We start from the raw sequence: 22,865 nt of genomic DNA on the forward strand, positions 1-22,865 counted from the left end.
TTTTTAATGGCATAATTTGTGATTTTACTATATTTAAAGTTAAAGATATGATGTTTAAAGATTTAGAGGATATACGTTTGCAAGGTGGAAATGAGGATGATATGGATTTTATCCCGCTGCTAAGCAGTGAGGATGAGGATGCCATGCGAAAGGAAAAGATACCGGAGATACTGCCAATATTGCCACTTCGTAATACGGTTTTGTTTCCGGGAGTAGTAATTCCGATTACTGTGGGGAGAGATAAATCAATACAATTGATAAAAGATTATAATAAAGGCGATAAAACTATTGGCGTTGTTACGCAGAAAAGTGATACCATTGAAGATCCACAAGCTGAAGATTTATACGAAGTTGGAACAGTAGCTTTTATTATCAAAATGCTTCGCATGCCCGATGGAAATACAACTATTATTATTCAAGGTAAGAGAAGATTTAAGGTGGAAGAATATGTGCAGAGCGAGCCTTATCACAAGGCAAAAGTGGTTGAGTTTAATGAAGAGCGACCGGAAACAACAGATAAAGAATTTCAAGCTATCGTTTCTAATTTAAAGGAAACATCAGCGCAAATCATAAAGTTATCTCCTAATATACCTAGTGACGCAGGATTTGCCATCAATAATATAGATAGCCCGGCTTTTCTCGTAAACTTCATTTCCTCCAATATGAATGCAAAAACGGAGGATAAACAAAAGATGCTCGAAGTTCCGAATTTAAAGGAACGCAGTTTATTGGTGTTAGAGTATTTAAATAAAGAGTTTCAGATTGTAGATCTTAAAAATCAAATTCAAACCAAAACAAAAATTGATTTGGATAAACAACAGCGGGAGTATTACCTCAATCAACAATTAAAAACCATTCAGGAAGAATTGGGTGGGAATAATTTTGAACAGGAGATAAATGAATACCAGGAAAAAGCTAAAAAGAAGAAGTGGAGTAGCACGGTAAAAGAAGCCTTTGAGAAACAACTTTCCAAATTACAACGAATGAATCCGCATGCGGCAGAATATGGTATTCAAACCAATTATGTGGAACTTTTGCTTGAATTACCCTGGAATGATTACAGCAAAGATAATTTTGATTTAAAGCATGCGCAGGAAGTGCTTGATGAGGATCATTTCGGATTGGAAAAAGTAAAGGAAAGAATCATCGAACATTTGGCTGTACTCAAATTAAAAGGTGATTTTAAGTCTCCCATCATTTGTTTATATGGCCCTCCGGGTGTGGGTAAAACTTCGCTTGGGAAAAGTATTGCTCGGGCAATGGGACGAAAATATGTTCGAATGAGTTTGGGTGGTTTAAAAGACGAGAGTGAAATACGTGGACATCGGAAAACATATATAGGCGCAATGCCCGGCCGCGTATTACAAAATTTAAAAAAGGTTCAATCTTCTAATCCGGTTTTTATTTTAGATGAGGTTGATAAAATTGGAAATGATTATCATGGAGATCCTTCTTCGGCTTTGCTCGAAGTTTTAGATCCGGAACAAAATAATTCCTTTTATGATAATTTTTTGGAATTGGATTATGATTTGAGCAAGGTCATGTTTATTGCTACTTGCAATGATTTGTCAACTATACAACCTGCTTTGCGTGACCGTATGGAAATGATTGAAGTGAACGGGTATACCATTGAAGAAAAAATAGAAATTGCTAAACGACATCTAATCCCCAAACAGATTGAGGCTAATGGCTTGAAAAAAAGTCAGCTTAAATTAAATGATAAAATTATTTCTTATATCATTGAATCTTATACTTCCGAAAGCGGAGTTCGAAATTTGGAAAAAAGAATTTCTAAAATTGCCCGGCATGTTGCCGTAAACGTAGTAAAGGAAAACGAGCTGGAGAAAATTACAGAAGAGTTAGTTATAAAAATACTAGGTCCTTCACACACCAAAGATAAATACGAAGGGAATGAACATGCCGGAGTTGTTACCGGATTAGCATGGACCAGTGTTGGAGGAGATATCTTGTTTATTGAAACGAGTTTGAGTAAATCAAAATCTCCTAAATTAACGCTAACCGGTAATTTGGGTGATGTGATGAAGGAAAGTGCTACACTGGCTTTGGAATATTTAAAAGCGCATCCCGAATTGATTGGAGCCAAACAAGAAATATTTGATGAATACAGTATCCACATTCACGTACCGGAAGGTGCTACACCTAAAGATGGTCCAAGTGCGGGTATAGCCATGTTAACTTCTATTGCCAGCGCTTTTACAAAACGAAAAGTGAAAAAGGCTTTAGCCATGACCGGTGAAATTACCTTACGCGGAAAAGTATTACCTGTTGGTGGAATAAAAGAAAAAATATTAGCTGCTAAACGGGCAGGGATAAAGGAAATTGTTTTGTGTAAAGAGAACAGAAAAGATGTGGAATATGTAAAGCAAGATTATTTACAAGGCTTGTCCTTTAAATATGTGTCGGAAATGAATGAAGTGTTGGACTATGTTCTTTTAAATGAAAAGGCAAAACTTTAATTTTTGAAAAAAGTTTTAATACTTACTTATTATTGGCCTCCATCGGGTGGAGCCGGAGTTCAGCGCTGGCTTAAATTTGTAAAGTATTTGCGTGAGTTTAATTGGGAGCCTGTTGTTTATACCGCTTTGAACGGAGAAATTCCGGTAATCGATCATAGTTTAGAAAAAGATATTCCTAAAGGTATCACCGTACTCAAAACACCAATTTGGGAACCGTATAATTTTTACAAAAAATTCAGTGGCCGTAAAAAAGAAGATAAGATAAACGCATCCTTTTTAAACGAAAATAAAAAGGCGGGTTTAGCTGAAAAAATAAGTGTTTACATTCGTGGAAATTATTTTATTCCCGATGCCCGAAAGTTCTGGATAAAACCCAGCATTCAATTTTTAAGTGATTACCTGAATAAAAATAAAATAGACTATATCATTAGCAGTGGTCCTCCTCACAGTATGCACCTAATTGCTTTAGGGATAAAGGAAAAATTCCCGAATATAAAATGGCTTGCGGATTTCAGAGATCCCTGGACAAATATAGACTTCTATGAAAAATTAATGCTGAGTAAAAGAGCAGATCGTTTGCACCATGAAATGGAATTGAAAGTTTTGATGAATGCGGATTGTGTGTTAAGTATTGGTCAAGCAATGAGCGAAGAGTTTAAGGAGATGTATTTGAAAGCCGGAGGAAAAAACAAGGATAAGTTTAAAGTAATTACCAATGGTTTTGATGAAGAAGTTTCCGAAGAATTGAAAGTTATTCCGGATGCTAAGTTTACAATGGCTCATATCGGAACTTTGGTGAAAGACCGAAATCCGGAAATACTTTGGCGGGTTTTAAAGGAATTAATTTCAGAGAATATTGAATTCGAAAAAAAGTTTGAATTAAAATTAGTGGGTAAGGTGGATATTTCGGTAATGGAGGATTTGGAAAAGTTTGGCTTAAAAAAATATTTAAACAAAATAGATTATTTACCGCACGACCAGGTAATACTTGAACAAAAAAAATCGGCGGTACTTTTATTATTGGTGAACAATACCAAAAATGCCAAAGGAATATTAACCGGTAAATTTTTTGAATATATGGCCTCAGGCCGGCCAGTGTTGGCGATTGGACCCGTTAACGGAGATTTGGCGGAAATAATAAAAGAAACGAGTTGCGGTTATATCAGTAATTTTGATGATGTCGTTTCATTGAAAAAGAATATTTTAGAGCTGTTTGAAAACAGAAATGTGCCTTCCTCCAACGGAAATATTCAAAAATACAGCCGGAAAAGTTTGACTGGGAAACTGGCTGAGGTGTTGAATAATATTTTATAAAGGCTTACACGCTAATTCTTGCTTATCAGGATTATTACTTAATGTAACATTTCACCTGTTTTTGTAAATCCCGGGAAGTCTGCCTGGAATTGGTAGCAATAACATTTATATCAAGTTTAATCCTTTTTCAGATAAATATGCATTCTATTTTGAATCTTCAAAAATTATACTATATTTGGTATATCAATTAAACACCTGTATGAATTCATTTTTATTGAAATCTAACCAAAACTCTTTCACCCCCCCCCCTGAAAGAGAAAAGTTCTTTAATCAGCTTTAAACAATTACTAACGGGTATTTTTATGCTGTTTGCATTAACCAAAATACAATCACAGGCGCCCGGAAGTTCTTCGCTTATTCCCATCATGGTTCCGGCGGGAAATCAGATACTTTCCAATCAAAATCCCATTGGCAATGAAATGTGGTATAGTTTTTCACTCAACAGTCCGCAGTTTTATTCACATGTAAAGTTGAATACGCAGGGTGAAATTTATCCATTAATAGGAGCTGATTTTTATGTTTATGATCAACTCGGAAATCCAATTTTATTTCAAACCGATAGCCTTGTAAATGATAGTTCTTTTCTTTTCACCTACAACACCAATAACTTTAGCGATCAGATTTTTTTAAAATTAAAATTTAATGATGCCTGTGATTTGTGTTTGGGATTGACTAATTACAATTTGATTATTTCTTCACCGATTTCTGCCAGTTGTATTGCAACACCAACAACTTGCCAATACGTAGCAAATCATAGTTTTGAAAATTATCCTAATATGCCAAATATTTGCAATGGATTTTCTCTAACAACAACCGGAAATTATAATTTTGATGCATGTCAATGGGAGCAGCCTTGCAATACAGGAACTGCTTTAAACGGAACACCGGATTACTATAATGCGTGTGCTTTTATTAATAGTGCCTATATTCATCCGAATAATTCATATAATTTTTACACTCAATCTTATCCCGGAGGAATTGGACATGCCGGCTTATTTCTTTACTTAAAAACCACTGACGGACCACCTTCGAATAGAGAATATTTGAAAACAATATTGAACTCGAGCTTAACTCCCGGTAATACTTATACATTTTCAATTTGGACAAAAGCTGCAAATCTAAGTCACTTTTCCAACGGTTTGCAGGTAACATTTTTTACAGCCCCTTCAGCCACCTGTCAAAACAACGCGTATCCAATACCCCCACAAAACTCCCCAATTGCACAAACTTATACCATCACCAATGCAATCATTAGTAACACTACTTCATGGGTCAATTATAGTTTTTCATTTTCACCACCTTCGCAACCATGGAATAGCATCATTATCGGAAATTTTAATGACAACAATAATACAGCATTGGTTTTTAACCCGAATGGTGCTCCATTAATTTATGGGCAACCTTCTGCATATGTTTACATTGATGAGGTTTCAATTATCGGACCTGATGTACCAATTACTGTTAGCGCCTCGCCAACTAATATTTGTTACGGAACTTCTTCCACTTTAACTGCAAGTTCACCAGGCATTTCTTCCTTTACCTGGAATCCGGGAAATATTATAGCTAACAGCATTGTTGTTTCTCCTACCGTTTCAAGCATTTACACAGTTTCTGCAACCAACGCGGTGAATTCTGTAACTTCTCAAACGGTAGCCGTAAACGTTTACACAGCAACACCAAGTTTTTCAATCAATATTACCAATGAATTCTTTTGTATTCCGAGTGGACAAACATCAGGCTCCGTTAATTTAGTTGCAAGCCCGGCCGGCGTTTATTCTGTCATGTCACAAGGCTTACCTCTAACTCAATTTACCAATTCTATTACTTTATTTCCAACGGCAACTTCGGTGTATTCTGTTTTATCCACAGATGGGCAAGGTTGTATTACTAATAAAACATTTACATTGACTAAAATACCTTGTGCGTGTTTAGCAGCCTCGGGTCCAACCGTTGGGGGGTTAGTGAATGGAGGAGTGTTTTCGAATTATCTTTCAAAATTAAAAGTTGTTAGTGATGTTACTTTAGCAATTGTTCCTATACCAAACTATGAATGTGAAAACTTCAATATTCAATTAGCTTCTACTGAATATATTGTTTACCCCGGCGTAAGGATTACTTTACCAACTTCTCGCAATGGTACTGTAGCCATAGTTGGAAGTTATTTCCATGGATGCGGTGAATTATGGGAAGGAATTCATGTTCCTTCAAAACATGTAAGTGTTTTAATTCAACCTATATATGCCCCCGGCGGGTTTACAACCACGCTAATTGAAGACGCTAAAGTGGCTATTGAATTTACAAATCAATTCGATATACCTTGCACAACTAATATTCATTTGGATGCAAAGGAGGTTACCTTCAACAAAAATATTACCTCTATTAAAATTTCTAATTATCAGGTAAATCAAAATAATTATCCTTTTAAAATAGAAAATTGTTTATTTACCTGTAGAAGTTTACCAATTATACAAAATATAAATCCATTGAGTATTTCATCTTGGTCCAACACCCAGGATATTAAAAATTCTCCAAGTGGAAATACCAGTTCCTTACAAACGCCATGGATCAGTAATACTTTATTTCCTCCAAGTGCAATAACAAGTACTTTGTATAATTACTTCGGATATCCATCTAATGGTTTAGTATTGAACAATGTTGGTTATACTCAAATTCCGGCATACTTTTTTAGAGAAATGAAAATCGGAAAAAATGGCCCCAATGATTTTAACTGTTTTGATAATTTAATGGAGGATATTACAGCATTGAACTCAAATTTTTCAGTAATCAATACAGTATTTCAGGAAGGTCGACGAGCACGAGGAAGTACCGGAATTACAGGTGGCAAAGCCGTGGTTGCTAGCAGCGCATTTAATGAATATGAGGCTAATTACAATCGGGTAAAAATAGAAGCCGGAGCGGGTAATGGTAATTTTAATTGTCGCTTCTATGAAAAAGTGGCGGCCGTTGAAACTAATAATTATTACGCAACTTTCATTAATAACACTGAGGTATTCAGTTATGTGAATGATTACGCTTTGTTTCCTCAGAATAATACTTTGGGCGAAAGAGGTTTTAATATAAGAACCAATCATTATCAGATGATCGACATCAAAAAGAACAAACTGTACAATATTAAGAATGCCGTTATGATCGGATTGGATAATGTTGTTTTATTTGGAAATACATTCAGAGAAATAGGGTCAATATTTGTGGAAGAAAATAGTGTAAACCGTTACCTTGGTCCCATTCCCGGAACAGCGAATCCATATGTGAACATAGGAGTAAGCATCATGGATCCTCTTGCCCTTCCTACCCAAACTAATGTTGCAGTTTCTGCGGGAAATTTTGTCAATGCAAACACCTTCAGTAATGTGCACAATGCTGTGAGTGTGATGAATATCAGTCACAGCCCAACGGGCATCAATAACAATACCATCACCATGATAAACTCCACGGCGGCTTTTGCCTTTCAGCGAGGTGTGCACGGGGCGCAGTGTTTAAAATCATTGGGTATCACAAAAAATACAATAACCGGCCCTCCCAATTACATCACCAATCCATCATTGGGTGTAATGAAAGCCATTAGTGTTTCTATGAGTTCATCCTTAGCTGTGCGTTGTAATTCTACAAGTTCAACCACAAGAGGTATAGAATTTAATGGTACTACACAGTTCACTGATTATTTTGAAGACAATCACATGAGTAATCAGCAATACGGTTTGGTATTAGATAATAATGCGGTTATTTCAGGAAGTAATGCGGTTGGTGGCATAAACCGACCAACCAACAATGTTTGGAATGGAACCTGGTCTGTGCCGAATTATAAAACGGCCGCGTTCAGTGGAAGTACTGCTCAAAACAGTAGACTTTATATTTATTATGGATTAGGAAATATTGATCCAAATGGAAGCGCTGAACCATCTATTGGGCCTATAGATAGATTCTTTCATAATGCGCCTGGTTTTTTTCAAAATACACTCATAAGTTCAAATTATGTTTCTCTCGGTTGCAGAATCGGAGGTGGTAATAACGGTGGAGGAAATGGAAACGGCAATGGTGGTGGAAATATGGCAGCACGACTTTTATTAGAACAAGCGGTTAATAATTCTATTTCATACGCAAATAATGTAATCGAATCACAACATATCGATAAAACAAGTGCTTACAGGAGCCTTAAGGCCAACCCAACAATTATGAATGGCTCATCAATATTGAATACTTTTTATATAACTGCACAAACAAATTATTTGGAAGAAATGCTTAATGTGGAAGAAAGTTTAGCTATCAACAGCCTGAATATTGCTCAATCACAAATTTCAGCCTTAACTCCAACAAATGCAATTGAAAGTAACTATCAAAACTTTTACCAGATACATAAAAATTATAAGAACGGGTCTTATAACATAACAGACAGTTTAAATCTTATTTATATAGCAAATTTGTGTCCTTATGTTGATGGAGCAATTGTATTTCAAGCAAGGGCATTATATAATATTATTTATCAGGGATATTATACTTTTTTTGATAATTGTGTTATAGAACAGAATCGAATGGCTGAATCAACAAAATATAATGACAAAGGTGGGTTACAAAATCTTGTTAATTTAAAAACAAGTATTTCTCCTAATCCTAATAATGGTAAATATTCAATTTATCTGAATGAAGAATTAATTTCAAGAACGGTTTTTGTTAAAGTTTTTGATATTACTGGCAGGATTGTTTTTGAAAATAGCTATAAAAACGAAAACCAAACAAAAATTCAGGTTGAAAATAAACTGGTTAATGGCATTTATTTAATGGAAATTAGTACAGAAGAAGGAATTTTAGATATTCATCGACTGATAATCACCAATTAAGAATAATTAAATTATTTTTAAAAATGAACATTATAAGTAAATATAACATTATAATCATGTTATATGTTTTTCCTAATATTTCTTTTTGTCAAAAAGAAAATGCAATTTGGTACTTTGGTGGTAATCAAGGTGATATGATTCAAGTAGGTGCGGGAATAGATTTTAATTCCGGTTCTCCTGTTACTCTTACAAATAGTGCAATGCCTTTTACTGAAGGCTCTGCAGTTCAATGCGACAGAAATGGTAATTTGATGTTCTACACAAATGGTCAAACAATTTGGAATAAATCACATTCTGTTATGCAAAACGGAACGGGTCTTTGTGGACATTGGTCATCGCAACAATCCGCAATCATTATACCATTCCCATCAGACACCAGCCTATATTATGTTTTTTCTAATGCCGGGTATCCAACTGGTGGAGGTGGAGGTCTTTATTATTCGGTGATTAATAGCACGCTAAATGGAGGATTAGGAGCTGTTACCAATACTAAATGTGTTTCCTTATTGCCCTCCACAGGTGAAGGTTTTGCTGCTACATGGCACTCTAACACGAATGATTATTGGGTTGTAGTTAGTCAAAACAGCACAAGTGTATTATTTTCATTCCATATTTCTGCTCTAGGAATTTCGCCACCTGTCTTATCAAATTTAAATATTAATAATAAGTGGTGTTGGAAAATAGACTTTAATAATAAGGGAAACATGTTAACTTTACTTTCAGAGAAAAATGTTGCTGGAGTTTCTACGGCAAGATACATTTCATATTTTAATCAAAATACAGGACTAATTTCTACTCCGTTTTATGTTGATACAACAATTGGGTTTAGTGGTGCCTGTTTTTCAACAGATGACAATCTAATATATTATTATGGCGGTCCTACAAATTTGACATTGTATCAATGCGACTTAAACGCACCTGATATTCCTGCATCTAAGTTGCAAATTAAGCAATTTAGTTCAGGTATATTTCCATATTTAGATATGAAATTGGGTCCAGATGGGAAAATTTATTGTAATAAGAGTTTTAGTGCTGATTCAATTGATAGAATTAATTTTCCTAATATTCTGGGAGTTGGTTGTGCCTATGAATCAAACGCTATTTATCTTGGAGGTAAGAAATCGGGTAATCTTTTTTCAAGTAAAACTTTTGGTAAAAACATCAAACCAACTGGTTTAATTTATATTACAAAAAGTAATTCATTAAAAAGTTTTGTTCATCCCAACCCAAATAATGGAAGTTTTGTATTAAAACTTAAAGATTCAAAACATCAAGAATTTGAAATAAGTATTTATGATGTAGCCGGCAAACAGATTTATTTTGAAATGAAAAAAGAAACAATGCACGAAATAAAACTAAATTATAATTTAGTTAATGGTTTTTATTTTGTTAAAATTAAATTCGAAGATGGTACTGTAGATGTTCACCGATTAATCATAAGTAATTAATTTTAAAATTTTTTTGGAGATTATGTTCCTCTCAAAAAATAATAAGCCTAGGCTTCTGTTTTTTGTATTAAACGCAATTTTAACTATAAGCTTTGCACAAGTTAATTTAGTTCCGAATCCAAGTTTTGAGAATGTAATAGGTTTCGGTAATTTCCCCTGCAATTGTAATTTAATTGATAAAGCACCTCCTTGGGATTCTCTTAGGGCTGGTGGCGGTGGTGGTAATCTTGTTTTGTCTGGTTCAAATTTTTTAGGATATCAAATTGCCAGGACTGGCAATTATATGGCAAGTTTAAATTATTATTATGAGCCTTTAAATGCAACATGGAGAAGTTATATACAATCTCCATTAACTAAGAATTTAAAACCAAATAAGTCCTATTGTGTTACTGGTTATTTCAATTTACAAAATAAATTATCAAGGTTTGCGGTTGATGGGCTTAGCATTTATTTTGACAATGGAAGTATATTTGCAATTGGTTATGGACAAGTAGCGCAAGCCAATCCGCAAATAAAAAGTCCACCAAATCAATTTTATTCTGATACATTAAATTGGATGAAGGTCCAAGGAGACTTTATTGCAATTGGCACAGAGAGTTATTTAACAATCGGTAATCATAAGAACAATGCTAACCTTACCTACAGTTTAGTAAATCCTAGTGCTGTTTCGCTAGGCTCAGGCTATTTTGTCGATGACATCTCTGTAATAGAAGCCGATTTACCCGCTTATGCAGGCAGAGATACAGTTTTATGCATAGGTGATAGTGTTTTTATTGGTCGCCCACCAGAGGTAGGTTTAGAATGTATTTGGAACAGCACTTCGACGGGCTCAGTGCCCATTGCAACAGGAGGGGGATTTTGGATCAAGCCCGCAAGTAGTCAAACCTATATTGTTACACAGGATGTTTGCGGTTTAATTAAAAAAGATACCATACAAGTACAAATAAAACCTCCCTATAACGGTCCGCCAATTGGTTTAATTGCAAACACAGCAACCGCATGCCCTTCAACTACAATTAATTTAAGCATTCAAAACAACCCACCTGTAGTAAATGGTTATAATTGGTTGCCTTTAGGTGTATACGTTCAAACCAATAATATTGCTGCCAATGCAATGATTTCACAAAGCACCACATTTACATTAAACATAAATAATTTAGGTCAAGATGCTTTTTGTCCTTTTCAAAGAACAGCAAGTGTGAGTGTTTCCGTTCCGGTGTTTACAGATTCACCTATTCTTGTAAGTAATCAAAATCCAGTATGTCCAAATGATACTATAATTCTTTCCTATTTAAACCCAGCGCCCGGCAATACAGTAACATATCAGTGGTTGCCAAGTTCTGCTTATACATCTACCAATTATCTTTCCGCAAAAACAATTACTCAATTAGGTGATACTTATTTTTTAAATGTGATGAGTACTGGCAACAACAGTATTTGTGCCTTTACCAGAAGTTTGAGTATAACGATCAATGTAGCAGATACTTGTTTCAAAGAGCAGGTTATTCCCAATATTTTCACACCCAATAACGATAACGTGAATGATGTATGGAGTATCAAGTTCCCATTTGGGAGTACACTGAGCTCCGTCGAAGTGTACAATCGTTGGGGCACTTTAATATTTCATAGGGAGAATTTAAAATTCAGTAAACAAGGCTTTGCCAACATACATTGGGATGGTAGAAATGGTAGTGGAGAAGAATGCAGTTCAGGGGTTTACTTTTATGTGTTGAACTATCAAGATCGTTCCGGAGAGCAGCTGGTGAAAAAAGGAAATATTACTTTGATGCGGTGAATTTACACTGTCGCTACGAGTAGACAATAGTAGAAATGGTTATTGTCATATCGAGAAGCGTTGCTTTAAACACGCCTCGATACAATGCTCGTTGCCTCGCATCACTCGGCGTGACATTGTGGTTTTGTTATCCCGACGAACGAAGGATTTTTATCATAAAGATTTCCGGATGGATATTTCATTCCCCCTTCGGCATGGTTCGACAGGCTCACTATCCATCTCAGGGTTCAGTCAGGATGACATTTGGGAATCTGCGTGAGGCCTGCCTGCCGGTAGGCAAGGACAGTAGCGAAAAGCCCACAGCCCCGAATGCTTTCGGGGCGAGGACTTGCAGCGTATGGCCCGACGGCGAGTGAAGCTTATCAATGATAAAGCCGGCTGAACCTCGCCCGCACGCCCAAAAATTTAAAAGTTTAAACTGAAACAATAAAAAAAGAAATCGAGAACAATCACTGAATCAATTATTGAGAACGGACGCTGAAACAGAACAGATGCTGAAACAAGTTCAGCATGACCGGGTATTTTTTATTTCGCCTTCCTTTCCCAATACTTTTTTATCTTTTCCAGATCAGCTTTGTCTACGTATTTGCGGTAGTCTCCGTGAGATTTAATTTCACTGATGATTAATCCTTCTCCATTTTCTTCTCCTAAAAAGTATTTGTAAACATGGTAATCATTTTGGTTTGCGATTTTAGGACCGGCAAAACTTACTTTACCGAAATATATATTAGATAAAACTAAATGAGTAACAATTGTCTTAGATGTATCGTTTAATGCCAACAGTAATTGTTTTGAAATTTTCTTTCCTTTTCGAATTAATTTGTTTGCTGTTTTTCCCTCTAAATTAAAATCCGCCTTGTGTTCATGATTGATGATGAATTGGGTATTGTTTAACTCCGCAATCAGTTTCTCGGTACTTTTAAATTGAGCTTGTAGGCCAAGCGTTAGGATAAATGATATAAACAAAAGAAAACTTCGCATATCTTAAGATACACAAGTTTTATGCCTTTAAATGTTAAGATAATGCAAAAATAGAGTAGTGTTATACTAAAAAAGGAAGTAAATATTTTCTATTAACTATGTTTGCTTTAGGCTAGTGTTTAAAGCTCTTTATATATTGAGTTGGATAAGCTATATCAGTCTTCTATTGTTCCTGAAGAAATGGCGCATTTCGAAATCTTAATTGGTATTCTAAAAAGGCTTATCTTTATTTTCATTATTACAATATGAAATTAATTAAACTGCTTTCTTTTTTTAGCACTATATTTCTAGTAGGTTGTAAGACACCAACGCTTGGTTATTTTACCGTACAACCAAAAATTACCGAGAGTGATTTAAAATACAATAAAACGATTACCTTGGTTATTAACCAAAACATTCCGGATTCACTTATAGTCAGTAATGGTAAAAAGCATAAACTGATAGTTACAAAATTTAGACTTACTTTGGAACAGGGGCTATATAGTATTTTTAAAAATACCCACACCGACATAGTTATATCAAGTAAGGTTGATCCTAACGGAATGAACTTAGTATTAGACGGTATTATGCCGGATTGGGAATGGTACATGCCGGGATCTAGGAATACAGGTGGAAGTGTTGAGTTAGAATGTAAAATAACTTACTATGCATTTATTTATTCTAATGGGCGTAGAATTGGGAAAATAGATCGTACAATTTTCAGTAAAAAGAAGACAATTAATAGGCAAAGAAAACCTGAAGTATTTATGGATGGAATCAGAGTTATGTTTGAAGATGTTTACAGCCATACAATAAGCTATTATTAATTTACAACACCTGAAATTTTGAAATATTTGACTATTTATTTCACTAATCAAGGCGCATTTCAAGCTCAATATTCTAAAAGGATAATAGAATATAAATTTGTTATTTAGCCGGTAAAACGGTAGCTGTGCAATCTCCAAATCCTACTCGCTTTCCATCTTTTTCGCAATGTCCGCGTAAAATAATTGTGTCACCGTCGTTTACAAATTTACGCTCTGTACCGTCGTTTAATTTAATGGGTTTTGTTCCTTTCCAGGTTAATTCTAAAAAGCTTCCGTATTCGCCTGCTGTTGGTCCGCTAATGGTACCGCTTGCCATCAAGTCTCCCACATTAATATTACAGCCGTTTACTGTATGATGAGCTAATTGTTGCTCCATGGTATAATACATGTATTTGTAATTGCTGTTACAAATTAAATTTTCATTACCGTTTTCCGGTTTTAAATAAACTTCCAGTTTAATATCAACATTTTTTTCTCCTTTGTATTTTAAATAAGGAAGTAATTCCGGTTTTTGATCATACCCTTTTACGCGGAAGGGTTCTAAAGCATCCAAGGTTACTATCCAGGGTGAAATTGTACTTGCAAAATTTTTGGCCAAAACGGACCCAGCGGAACATATTCCCAGGTTTGAATATCGCGTGCGCTCCAATCATTAAACAAAACCATTCCGAAAATATAATCGTCGGCATATTCGGTACTCACGCTATCGCCCATTTGTGTTGACTTACCAATTACAAATGCAGTTTCTAATTCAATATCCAATAATTTACAAGGACCAAATACCGGATTTTCGGCGTCGGCAGGTTTGGTTTGTCCCTTTGGTCGGTGAAAACTATGGCCGCTTACGCAAATACTACTCGCGCGTCCGTGATAACCAACGGGCAAATGTTTCCAATTAGGTAAAAGTGCGTTGGCGGGATCTCTGAACATAGTGCCCACATTGGTTGCGTGATCAATGCTGCTGTAAAAATCGGTATAATCTCCCACCTTCACCGGCATAAGCATCTGCACATCACTTTGTTTTTTAAAAACGGTATTGAAGAATTTTTTATCCTTATTCAAAATATTATTTTCATCGCAAAGAATTTCCTGTAGTCTCTTTCTAACTTCACCTGTTCTTTTTTTGCCGAGTTTAATAAAACTGTTTAAATATTTTTTATCGAATACATTTCTGTTCAAATCCAACAAATCAGCGCTTTCCAGTTCAAATAAATCAATGATGTAATCGCCAATGGCAGAGCAGGCTCTGTATTTTACGTCTTTATCACTATAAATTCCAAAAGGAATGTTGTGAATGGAAAAATCAGAATCCGGTTTTACGTCAATCCAGGTTTTTAAGTGAGTAGCCATAATGAAATTTTTAATCAATTGTTTGTACTGCTTTTTCTTTTAGGCAGTTTATTAAATCGTCAATAAGTTCTTTATTCGGACTTGTACTTTCTTGAGCCAATTGCATGCCCTGTGTTAAAATTTTGGAATCAATTTTTGTTTCAATATTCTGAACTACAGTTAATGCTTCCATGGCAATAGCAAAGTCGTTTTCGCATGCAAGTTTGGTAAAAAGTAAAAAATAATTTGAGGCATCAAGACCGCTTTCCCATACTGCAGCAACTAACTTCGCCTTTTGTTCCTTGGATTTTACGGTGTTGATTGATTCGATAAGCATGGTTACATTTCCAAGCTCTTTAATGCTTTTGTAAATCTGATCTAACTCTTCTCTGGTAACTTCATTATCCAGCAATTTTTCAATCAAATCAGCAGAGTCATTTTGTTTTTTGGAAAATCCATCGCGATTTATCACTAAGGTTAAAAATTTTGAACTATCGAATAGTTCTTTGGGATTTAAAGCTTCGTCATCTAATAATTCGTCAATGGCCATTTTTACAAAATTTTATTTATAATATTTTCTACACTTACTCCTTCCGCTTCTGCTTTATAATTTAAAACTATTCTGTGGCGTAGGATTGGAACAGCAATTGCTTTCACGTCCTCAATATCCGGACTAAATTTCCCATTTATTGCTGCGTGGCATTTAGCACCGATGATTAAATACTGAGAAGCACGCGGACCCGCACCCCACAATAAATATTTTTTCGCTTCTTCACTGCTAAACTCACTATTCAATCTTGTTTTGTTCACTAATTTAACGGCATATTCCACTACGTTATCGGCAACCGGAATTTTACGAATCAATTCCTGATAAAAAACAATTTCTTCTGCATTTAATATTTTATTCAGATTAACTTTAGCATTAGCTGTGGTTAATTTTACCACTTGTAATTCTTCCTGAAATTTCGGATAATCCAGCCAAACGTTAAACATAAAACGATCGAGTTGTGCTTCCGGAAGCGGGTAAGTTCCTTCTTGCTCTATAGGATTTTGAGTAGCCAGAACAAAAAAGGGATTATCTAAAATATATTTTTTTCCGGCAGCGGTAACTTGTCTTTCCTGCATGGCCTCTAATAAGGCAGCCTGCGTTTTAGGTGGAGTACGGTTAATTTCGTCTGCTAAAACAATATTCGCGAAAACCGGACCTTTAATAAATTTAAAATTACGTTGTTCATCCAAAATTTCGTTTCCGATAATATCTCCGGGCATTAAATCCGGTGTAAATTGAATTCTGGAAAAGGAAAGGCCCAAAGCTTCTGAAATAGTATTTACTAATAAGGTTTTGGCTAAGCCCGGAACACCAACTAATAAACAATGGCCTTTGCTGAAAATGGCAATTAACACATTTTTTATGGTTTCTTCCTGCCCAACAATTACTTTGCCAATTTCTTTATTTAATTCTTTGTACTTCGCAACAAATCCTTCAATTGCTTCGGTATCTGATTTGTAATTCATAAGATAATAGTGGATTTAAATATAGGAATAAAATTGCAAGAGCAGTGTAAAACAAGTATGATTTTGGCATTTTTTTTCTTTTCTTTGAGCTATTAAAAACTCACCATTATGCAAGAAGGTTTTGTTAAGTCAAATATTGAAAACGGAATAGGAACTATTAGCTTTTTTCATCCGCAAAGCAATAGTATGCCCGGGTATCAGTTACGAGCTTTGGCCGATGAAGTTGCAAAACTTGGAAATGACGATGGAGTGAAAGTGATTGTATTAAAAAGTGAAGGGGAAAAAGCATTTTGTGCCGGAGCAAGTTTTGATGAATTAATCAGTATAAAAGATATAAATACCGGAACAACTTTTTTTAGTGGATTTGCCGGTGTAATTAATGCCATGCGTAAGGCCCCAAAATTTATTTTAGTTAGAGTACAAGGTAAAGCCGTAGGCGGAGGAGTTGGCATTGCCAGTAGCGGTGATTTTACTTTTGCATTACAAAGTGCTTCTGTTAAACTTAGTGAGTTGGCTGTAGGCATTGGACCATTTGTGGTGGGCCCCGCAGTAGAAAGAAAAGTAGGTAAGAGTGCCTTTTGTGAATTAACTATTAATGCAACAGAGTGGAGAGATGCGCAATGGGCTAAGGAAAAAGGATTATATAACGAAGTTTACGAGAATAATGAATTAATGGATAAAGCCTTGCAGTCGCTTGCTGTAAAGTTGGCGGGCAGCAATCCGGAAGCGATGGCCATGCTAAAAAAAATAATGTGGGAAGGGACGGAGCATTGGGATAAACTATTGATGGAAAGAGCGGGAATGAGCGGGCAATTGGTATTGAGTGAATTTACAATCAATGCTATCAATCAATTTAAATCCAAATAAAGCGGAATGATTACTTACACATTCCTTGCTATCATCTTAATATTTTCTGTGTATTGTTTTAACAACAAGCAAGCGATGAATAAATATTTATTTCATCCGTATTCGATTTATCATTTTAAGGAACATTATCGATTTTTAACGCACGCATTTATTCATGGGGATTTTATTCATCTCGCATTTAATTGTTTGGCTTTTTTAAGTTTCGGATTAAGTATTGAAAATCATTATTTCCCGGTATTATTCGGAGAAAAACTGGGGAAAGTTTTATATTTATTATTGTTTACGGGTGGAATATACGCCGCATCTATTACCGAATTTTTCAGAAATAAAAACAACAAGGATTATTCTTCATTAGGCGCGAGTGGTGCTATTTCTTCTGTGATGTTTTGCTGGATTATGTTGAGTCCGCTCGGAACTATCGGTTTTTTCTTTATTCCCATGAAGGGGTGGATTGCAGGATTGTTGTTATTGGGCGTGAGTTATTATTTAATACGTCGGAAAAAAACAAGCGATTACAATGATAATATTTCGCATGAATCTCATTTTTGGGGTGCGTTATTTGGAATCGCATTTATATTGGTAGCCAAACCGGCGGTGGCAAGAGCATTTGTGCAGCAGGTTTTCGGGATAAATTTGTAAATTTGTATCATGAAAAAGCTGATCATTTTTTCGATATTATTTTTGTTCTATAAAAGTAGCAAGGCGCAATGTATATTTGTTTATGCCAGTCAACGTATTAAAGGTGTAGAGATTCCGATTGAGCGTACCGAATTTGATATTGTTATTAATGACACGATTAAAAAGCACGCCACCAGTGCCAATGATGGTTCTTTAGGTAGAATTTCATTACCCCAGGGTATTTATGAAGTGAAAATTTCCAATCCTGAGTTTAATATTGGAATCAAAAAAAACGTAATTGTTCGCGAATCCAGAACAACCGATGTGATAATTAATTTAACAATGGCCGGAACTGTAAAAGAAGAAGATAAATTGAAAAAGATAATACAGGATTAATTATTAAATCTCTTCTTTCATTACCATTTGATGGGTGTTTCTGCTCCTTTGTTCAATTAAAATTAATTTTCCCCCACTTAGTTTAGCAATAATTTCTTCATTATAATTTCTGATGGTCATCAGCTGAACAGGCGTATTGTATAAAGTATTGAATTGTAATTGCAACTCTGCAATTAAAGGGTCAATTTTATGTACATCATAATCTAAACAAACACTAAAACTTATAGCCGAATTTTGAATCATGTTAGCGTGTACTTTGTGTTTGGAAAATAGACTAAAAATAAGTGCGAGATTTTCTTCGGCGATAAAACTAAAATCTTTTGGTTGAATAGAAAGTAAAATTTGATTTTCTTTAAAAATATAACTGGTTATGTTATTCCGTTTTTCATTGTCTTTAATAACTGTTCCTTTCTCGTCAGGTTTTAAAAAGGATTGCACATAAAGGGGTATATTTTTATTTTGCAGCGGTTTGATTGTTTTAGGATGGATAACCGAAGCGCCGAAGTAAGTTAACTCAATGGCATCATGATAGGTAAGTTCGTCTAGTTTTTTGGTATTCTTAAAATACTTCGGATCGGCATTTAATACACCCGGAACATCTTTCCAGATAATTACTTTTTCGGCATTGGTAAAATAGGCCATAAGCGCTGCTGTATAATCACTTCCTTCACGTCCGAGTGTAGTGCTGAAATTTTCGGAAGTACCTCCTATAAATCCCTGGGTGATTAGAATATTGCACTGTTCAAAAAGGGGCATTAAATTTTTCAGAATTAATGATTGACTGAGTTCATAATCTACTTTTCCTTCGCGGTAATTGTTGTCGGTTTGAATAAAGCTTCGCGCATCGAGCCAAATATTTTTAAGTTGAATGTGATTTAAATAAGCCGAAACAATTTTTGTGGCTAAAATTTCACCCTGAGAAACAATTTGATCGTAATGAAAATTATATGAACCCGAAATTTCTTCTTCTGTTGCCCATTCAATTTCGGTACAAACATTTTCAATTTCCTCTTCTATTTTTTTATGATTCTCACCAAACAATTCACGAATGATTTGTAAGTGAAATTGTTTTAATTCATTTAATAATTGATTTTGATCTCCTTCTTTATAAAAGTAGGCATTAGTAATTTCTTCCAGTTTGTTCGTGGTTTTTCCCATAGCTGATATAACAACTAAGGTAGCCTTGTCGGCTTTTTTCCGAAGTATGTCGGCTACATTCCGTACAGCTTCCGCATCCTTTACCGAGGCCCCGCCAAATTTAAAAATCTGCATAGTTGGTAAAGATAGATGATATTCATGAAAATTGAAATTAAGCGAACAAAAGCAATTGTAAAATACCCCTGAAACTAGTGTTTAATTCAATCAAATATTGTATTTTTTTATGAATTAATGTCTAGTTTCCGTCTCATTGAATTTCGTACTTTTAGTCCGTTGAAAAAACTTTTATACATAGGACTAGGATTACTGAGTCAGTTTATCATTTTGGCGCAGGAACCACCTGTTGTTCTTGATCGGGTAATTGGGGTTGTGGGCAAGTATCCTATTTTGTTAAGCGATTTGCAAACTACGATGGTAGAGCAGGAGAAAAGAGAAGCACCGTTAGATCTTTGTAAAGCGTATGAATTAATGGTGTTCCAAAAATTATTGATTGCCCAGGCTGATAGAGATAGTGTTACCGTTGGGGATGCAGAAGTAGAGAATGAATTGAATCGTAGAATGGCGTACTATATTCAGATGTTTAAGTCAGAGGAAGAATTAGAGAAATTTTACGGTAAACGTACCAATGTGATTAAAGATGAAATGCGCGGAGAAGTGCAAGAGCAATTGGTGGCTCAAAAAATGCAGGGCAAGATTACCGGTGATGTAAAACCAACGCCTGCCGAGATTCGATTATTTTTTAAATCTATACCCGAAGATAGCTTGCCCTTGATTAATTCGGAAGTAGAATTGCAGCAAATAGTTCGTAAACCCAACTACAGTTTTGAAGCCAAACTGGAGGCTAAAGAACAAATCGAATCTTACCGTCAGCGAATATTGAAAGGTGAGGCCTCTATGAGCACGTTGGCCAGGTTATACAGTGAAGATCCGGGTTCGGCAAAAGAAGGTGGCTTTTATGCCAATGTAGCCCGGGGAGTAATGGACCCGGCTTTTGAAGCAGTAGCCTTTAGTTTAAAAAACGGAGAAATTTCTAAAGTATTTGAAACTACTTACGGCTATCACTTCATTGAGTTGGTTCAACGTAAAGGAGAGCTTTTAGATTTACGTCACATTCTCATGATACCAAAAATGAGTAATTCTGATTTTTTCAGATCCAAATTGTTTTTAGATAGTGTGTATACTTTAATTCGAGAAGGGAAATATACCTTTGAAGAAGCCGCATATAAATTTAGCGATGATAAAGAAACCAAGCAAAATGGAGGTTTAATGATTAATCCTTCCACAGCAAGTACAAAATTCGACAATGAAGATTTAAGCCAGATAGATCAGAATTTAATTGTGACTTTAAATAGTATGCAAATAGGGGAAATAAGTAAACCTATGCAATTTACCGGAACTACAGATGGTAAGCCTGCTTTTCGAATTGTAAAATTGAAAAACAGAATTGATCCGCATAAAGCTAATTTGAAAGACGATTATCAAAAGTTGGCTTTAATGGCAACATCGGAACGAAACAGAAAAAACATCCGCGACTGGATAAGAAAAAGATCAAAGATAACTTACATTAAGTTGGATCCTGAATTTGCTTGTACTTTTGAAAGCGATTGGACGATTAATAGCGATTAGTTGTTTTTAAGTTTGTATTACTCCCACATTGTACTTTTTAGTGATTGGCGCATGATTAGCCATTTCAATTCCCATGCTTATTACTTTACGGGTTTCCAATGGGTCAATAATAGCATCTAACCAAATGCGTGATGCGGCGTAATAAGGTGTAGTTTGTGTATCGTATCGATCCTTTATTTTATTAAAAAGCTCTGTCTCTTTTTCCGGAGTAATTTCCTCACCCTTGGCTTTTAAGCTGGCCACTTCAATTTGCACCAACACTTTAGCCGCTTGTGCTCCACCCATTACGGCAACCTGTGCCGTGGGCCATCCAACAATTAAACGCGGGTCGTAGGCTTTGCCGCACATGGCGTAATTGGCGGCGCCATAACTATTACCTACAATAATGGTAAATTTTGGAACAACTGAATTACTCATAGCGTTAACCAACTTGGCGCCATCTTTAATAATTCCCCCGTGTTCAGATCGGGAGCCCACCATAAATCCGGTTGCATCTTGAATAAATACCAATGGAATTTTTTTCTGATTACAATTCATAATGAAGCGTGCAGCTTTATCGGCACTATCACTATAAATTACACCGCCAAATTGCATTTCTGTACTACCTCCCGGTTTTTTTCCCTTTACTACTTTTCTTTGATTAGCTACTATACCAACAGCCCAACCATCTACGCGAGCGTAACCACAAATAATACTTCTGCCATATAATTCTTTATACTCATCAAACTCACCATTATCAATAAGACGAGCAATTATTTCATACATGTCGTATTGTTTATCTCTAGTATCCGGAATGATTCCGTAAATTTCTTTTTGTTCTTTTTTAGGGGGCATGGGTTCAGTGCGATTAAATCCGGCCTTATCATAATCACCAATTTTGCTCATGATGTTTTTGATTCGCGTTAAGCAATCGGCATCATCTTTGCATTTGTGGTCGGTAACTCCGCTAATTTCACAATGCGTAGAGGCTCCGCCTAAAGTTTCATTATCAATATTTTCACCTACAGCGGCTTTCACCAAATAACTTCCAGCCAAAAATATTGAACCGGTTTTATCTACTATCATAGCTTCGTCACTCATGATGGGTAAATAAGCCCCACCGGCTACACAAGAGCCCATAACTGCTGCAATTTGTAATATGCCCATGCTGCTCATTACCGCATTGTTTCTGAAAATTCTTCCAAAATGTTCTTTATCCGGAAAAATTTCATCCTGCATAGGTAAATAAACTCCGGCGCTATCCACTAAATAAATAATGGGTAAATGATTTTCCATTGCAATTTCCTGCGCCCTTAAATTTTTCTTGCCGGTTATCGGAAACCAAGCGCCGGCCTTTACGGTAGCATCATTGGCTACCACTATACATTGCTTTCCGCTTACATATCCGATAACCACAACCACACCACCGGAAGGACAGCCGCCGTGTTCGGGGTACATTTCGTAACCTGCAAATGCGCCAATTTCTATGCGTTGTGTGTTTTTGTCAAGCAAAAAATCTATACGTTCACGAGCTGTCATTTTACCTTGCTCGTGTAATTTATCAATTCGCGATTTTCCACCACCTAAATATATTTTTTGCAGACGTTGTTCCATTTGCGAAATAAGCAAACGCATACAGTCATCATTTTTATTGAATTCCAGATCCATAATAAATTTTAATTCTTAAAAATAAGTAAAAT

Annotated in this window: 15 protein-coding genes and 1 pseudogene; 10 read left to right on the forward strand and 6 right to left on the reverse strand. The window is 35.5% G+C overall.

Features of this window, described 5'->3' with window-relative positions:
• The first annotated feature begins 47 nt into the window (after positions 1-47).
• The 5 genes from lon to IPM51_02955 all read left to right on the forward strand — a co-directional run bounded on the left by lon (position 48) and on the right by IPM51_02955 (position 11,890).
• Entirely contained in the window at positions 48-2,477 is a 2,430-nt protein-coding gene (gene lon / locus IPM51_02935) for an endopeptidase La (GenBank protein ID MBK9283253.1), read from the forward strand.
• 3 nt (positions 2,478-2,480) lie between these two features.
• A complete protein-coding gene (locus IPM51_02940; GenBank protein ID MBK9283254.1) occupies positions 2,481-3,791 on the forward strand; it encodes a glycosyltransferase family 4 protein in 1,311 nt (436 codons plus the stop codon).
• 302 nt (positions 3,792-4,093) lie between these two features.
• Positions 4,094-8,647 carry a T9SS type A sorting domain-containing protein gene (locus IPM51_02945; GenBank protein ID MBK9283255.1) on the forward strand — a complete coding sequence of 1,518 codons (4,554 nt, stop codon included), beginning with the start codon at positions 4,094-4,096 and terminating at the stop codon, positions 8,645-8,647.
• 23 nt (positions 8,648-8,670) lie between these two features.
• Positions 8,671-10,095 carry a T9SS type A sorting domain-containing protein gene (locus IPM51_02950; protein ID MBK9283256.1) on the forward strand — a complete coding sequence of 475 codons (1,425 nt, stop codon included), beginning with the start codon at positions 8,671-8,673 and terminating at the stop codon, positions 10,093-10,095.
• A gap of 22 nt (positions 10,096-10,117) precedes the next feature.
• The gene (locus IPM51_02955; GenBank protein ID MBK9283257.1) at positions 10,118-11,890 is read left to right on the forward strand and encodes a gliding motility-associated C-terminal domain-containing protein; all 1,773 of its coding nucleotides are present in this window, start codon (positions 10,118-10,120) and stop codon (positions 11,888-11,890) included.
• 525 nt (positions 11,891-12,415) lie between these two features.
• Here the strand turns inward: IPM51_02955 and IPM51_02960 are convergent.
• Positions 12,416-12,871 (reverse strand): hypothetical protein, encoded by a 456-nt coding sequence (locus tag IPM51_02960; GenBank protein MBK9283258.1) that lies wholly within the window; start codon positions 12,869-12,871, stop codon positions 12,416-12,418.
• Positions 12,872-13,116: 245 nt separating this feature from the next.
• Between IPM51_02960 and IPM51_02965 the strand changes: the two genes are divergently transcribed.
• Positions 13,117-13,677 (forward strand): hypothetical protein, encoded by a 561-nt coding sequence (locus tag IPM51_02965; GenBank protein ID MBK9283259.1) that lies wholly within the window; start codon positions 13,117-13,119, stop codon positions 13,675-13,677.
• Positions 13,678-13,777: 100 nt separating this feature from the next.
• Here the strand turns inward: IPM51_02965 and fahA are convergent.
• The 3 genes and pseudogenes from fahA to IPM51_02980 all read right to left on the reverse strand — a co-directional run bounded on the left by fahA (position 13,778) and on the right by IPM51_02980 (position 16,521).
• Positions 13,778-15,027 (reverse strand): annotated as a pseudogene (fahA, locus tag IPM51_02970) (fumarylacetoacetase).
• Between the two features lie 10 nt (positions 15,028-15,037).
• Positions 15,038-15,556 carry a hypothetical protein gene (locus IPM51_02975; GenBank protein ID MBK9283260.1) on the reverse strand — a complete coding sequence of 173 codons (519 nt, stop codon included), beginning with the start codon at positions 15,554-15,556 and terminating at the stop codon, positions 15,038-15,040.
• A 2-nt stretch (positions 15,557-15,558) separates the two neighbouring features.
• A complete protein-coding gene (locus IPM51_02980; GenBank protein MBK9283261.1) occupies positions 15,559-16,521 on the reverse strand; it encodes a MoxR family ATPase in 963 nt (320 codons plus the stop codon).
• A gap of 108 nt (positions 16,522-16,629) precedes the next feature.
• Between IPM51_02980 and IPM51_02985 the strand changes: the two genes are divergently transcribed.
• The 3 genes from IPM51_02985 (at position 16,630) to IPM51_02995 (ending at position 18,402) form a co-directional block, all read left to right on the forward strand.
• Entirely contained in the window at positions 16,630-17,388 is a 759-nt protein-coding gene (locus tag IPM51_02985; GenBank protein MBK9283262.1) for an enoyl-CoA hydratase/isomerase family protein, read from the forward strand.
• Positions 17,389-17,463: 75 nt separating this feature from the next.
• Entirely contained in the window at positions 17,464-18,027 is a 564-nt protein-coding gene (locus tag IPM51_02990) for a rhomboid family intramembrane serine protease (protein MBK9283263.1), read from the forward strand.
• A 9-nt stretch (positions 18,028-18,036) separates the two neighbouring features.
• A complete protein-coding gene (locus tag IPM51_02995; GenBank protein ID MBK9283264.1) occupies positions 18,037-18,402 on the forward strand; it encodes a hypothetical protein in 366 nt (121 codons plus the stop codon).
• 3 nt (positions 18,403-18,405) lie between these two features.
• Here the strand turns inward: IPM51_02995 and IPM51_03000 are convergent, their stop codons facing one another.
• Entirely contained in the window at positions 18,406-19,674 is a 1,269-nt protein-coding gene (locus IPM51_03000; GenBank protein ID MBK9283265.1) for an aspartate kinase, read from the reverse strand.
• 159 nt (positions 19,675-19,833) lie between these two features.
• Between IPM51_03000 and IPM51_03005 the strand changes: the two genes are divergently transcribed.
• Positions 19,834-21,186 (forward strand): peptidylprolyl isomerase, encoded by a 1,353-nt coding sequence (locus IPM51_03005; protein MBK9283266.1) that lies wholly within the window; start codon positions 19,834-19,836, stop codon positions 21,184-21,186.
• Between the two features lie 6 nt (positions 21,187-21,192).
• Here the strand turns inward: IPM51_03005 and IPM51_03010 are convergent, their stop codons facing one another.
• Positions 21,193-22,833, reverse strand: a complete 1,641-nt coding sequence (locus IPM51_03010) for an acyl-CoA carboxylase subunit beta (protein ID MBK9283267.1) — start codon at positions 22,831-22,833, stop codon at positions 21,193-21,195.
• Between the last annotated feature and the right edge of the window lie 32 nt (positions 22,834-22,865).

The organism is Sphingobacteriaceae bacterium (assembly GCA_016715905.1).
GTDB lineage: Bacteria > Bacteroidota > Bacteroidia > B-17B0 > Aurantibacillaceae > Aurantibacillus.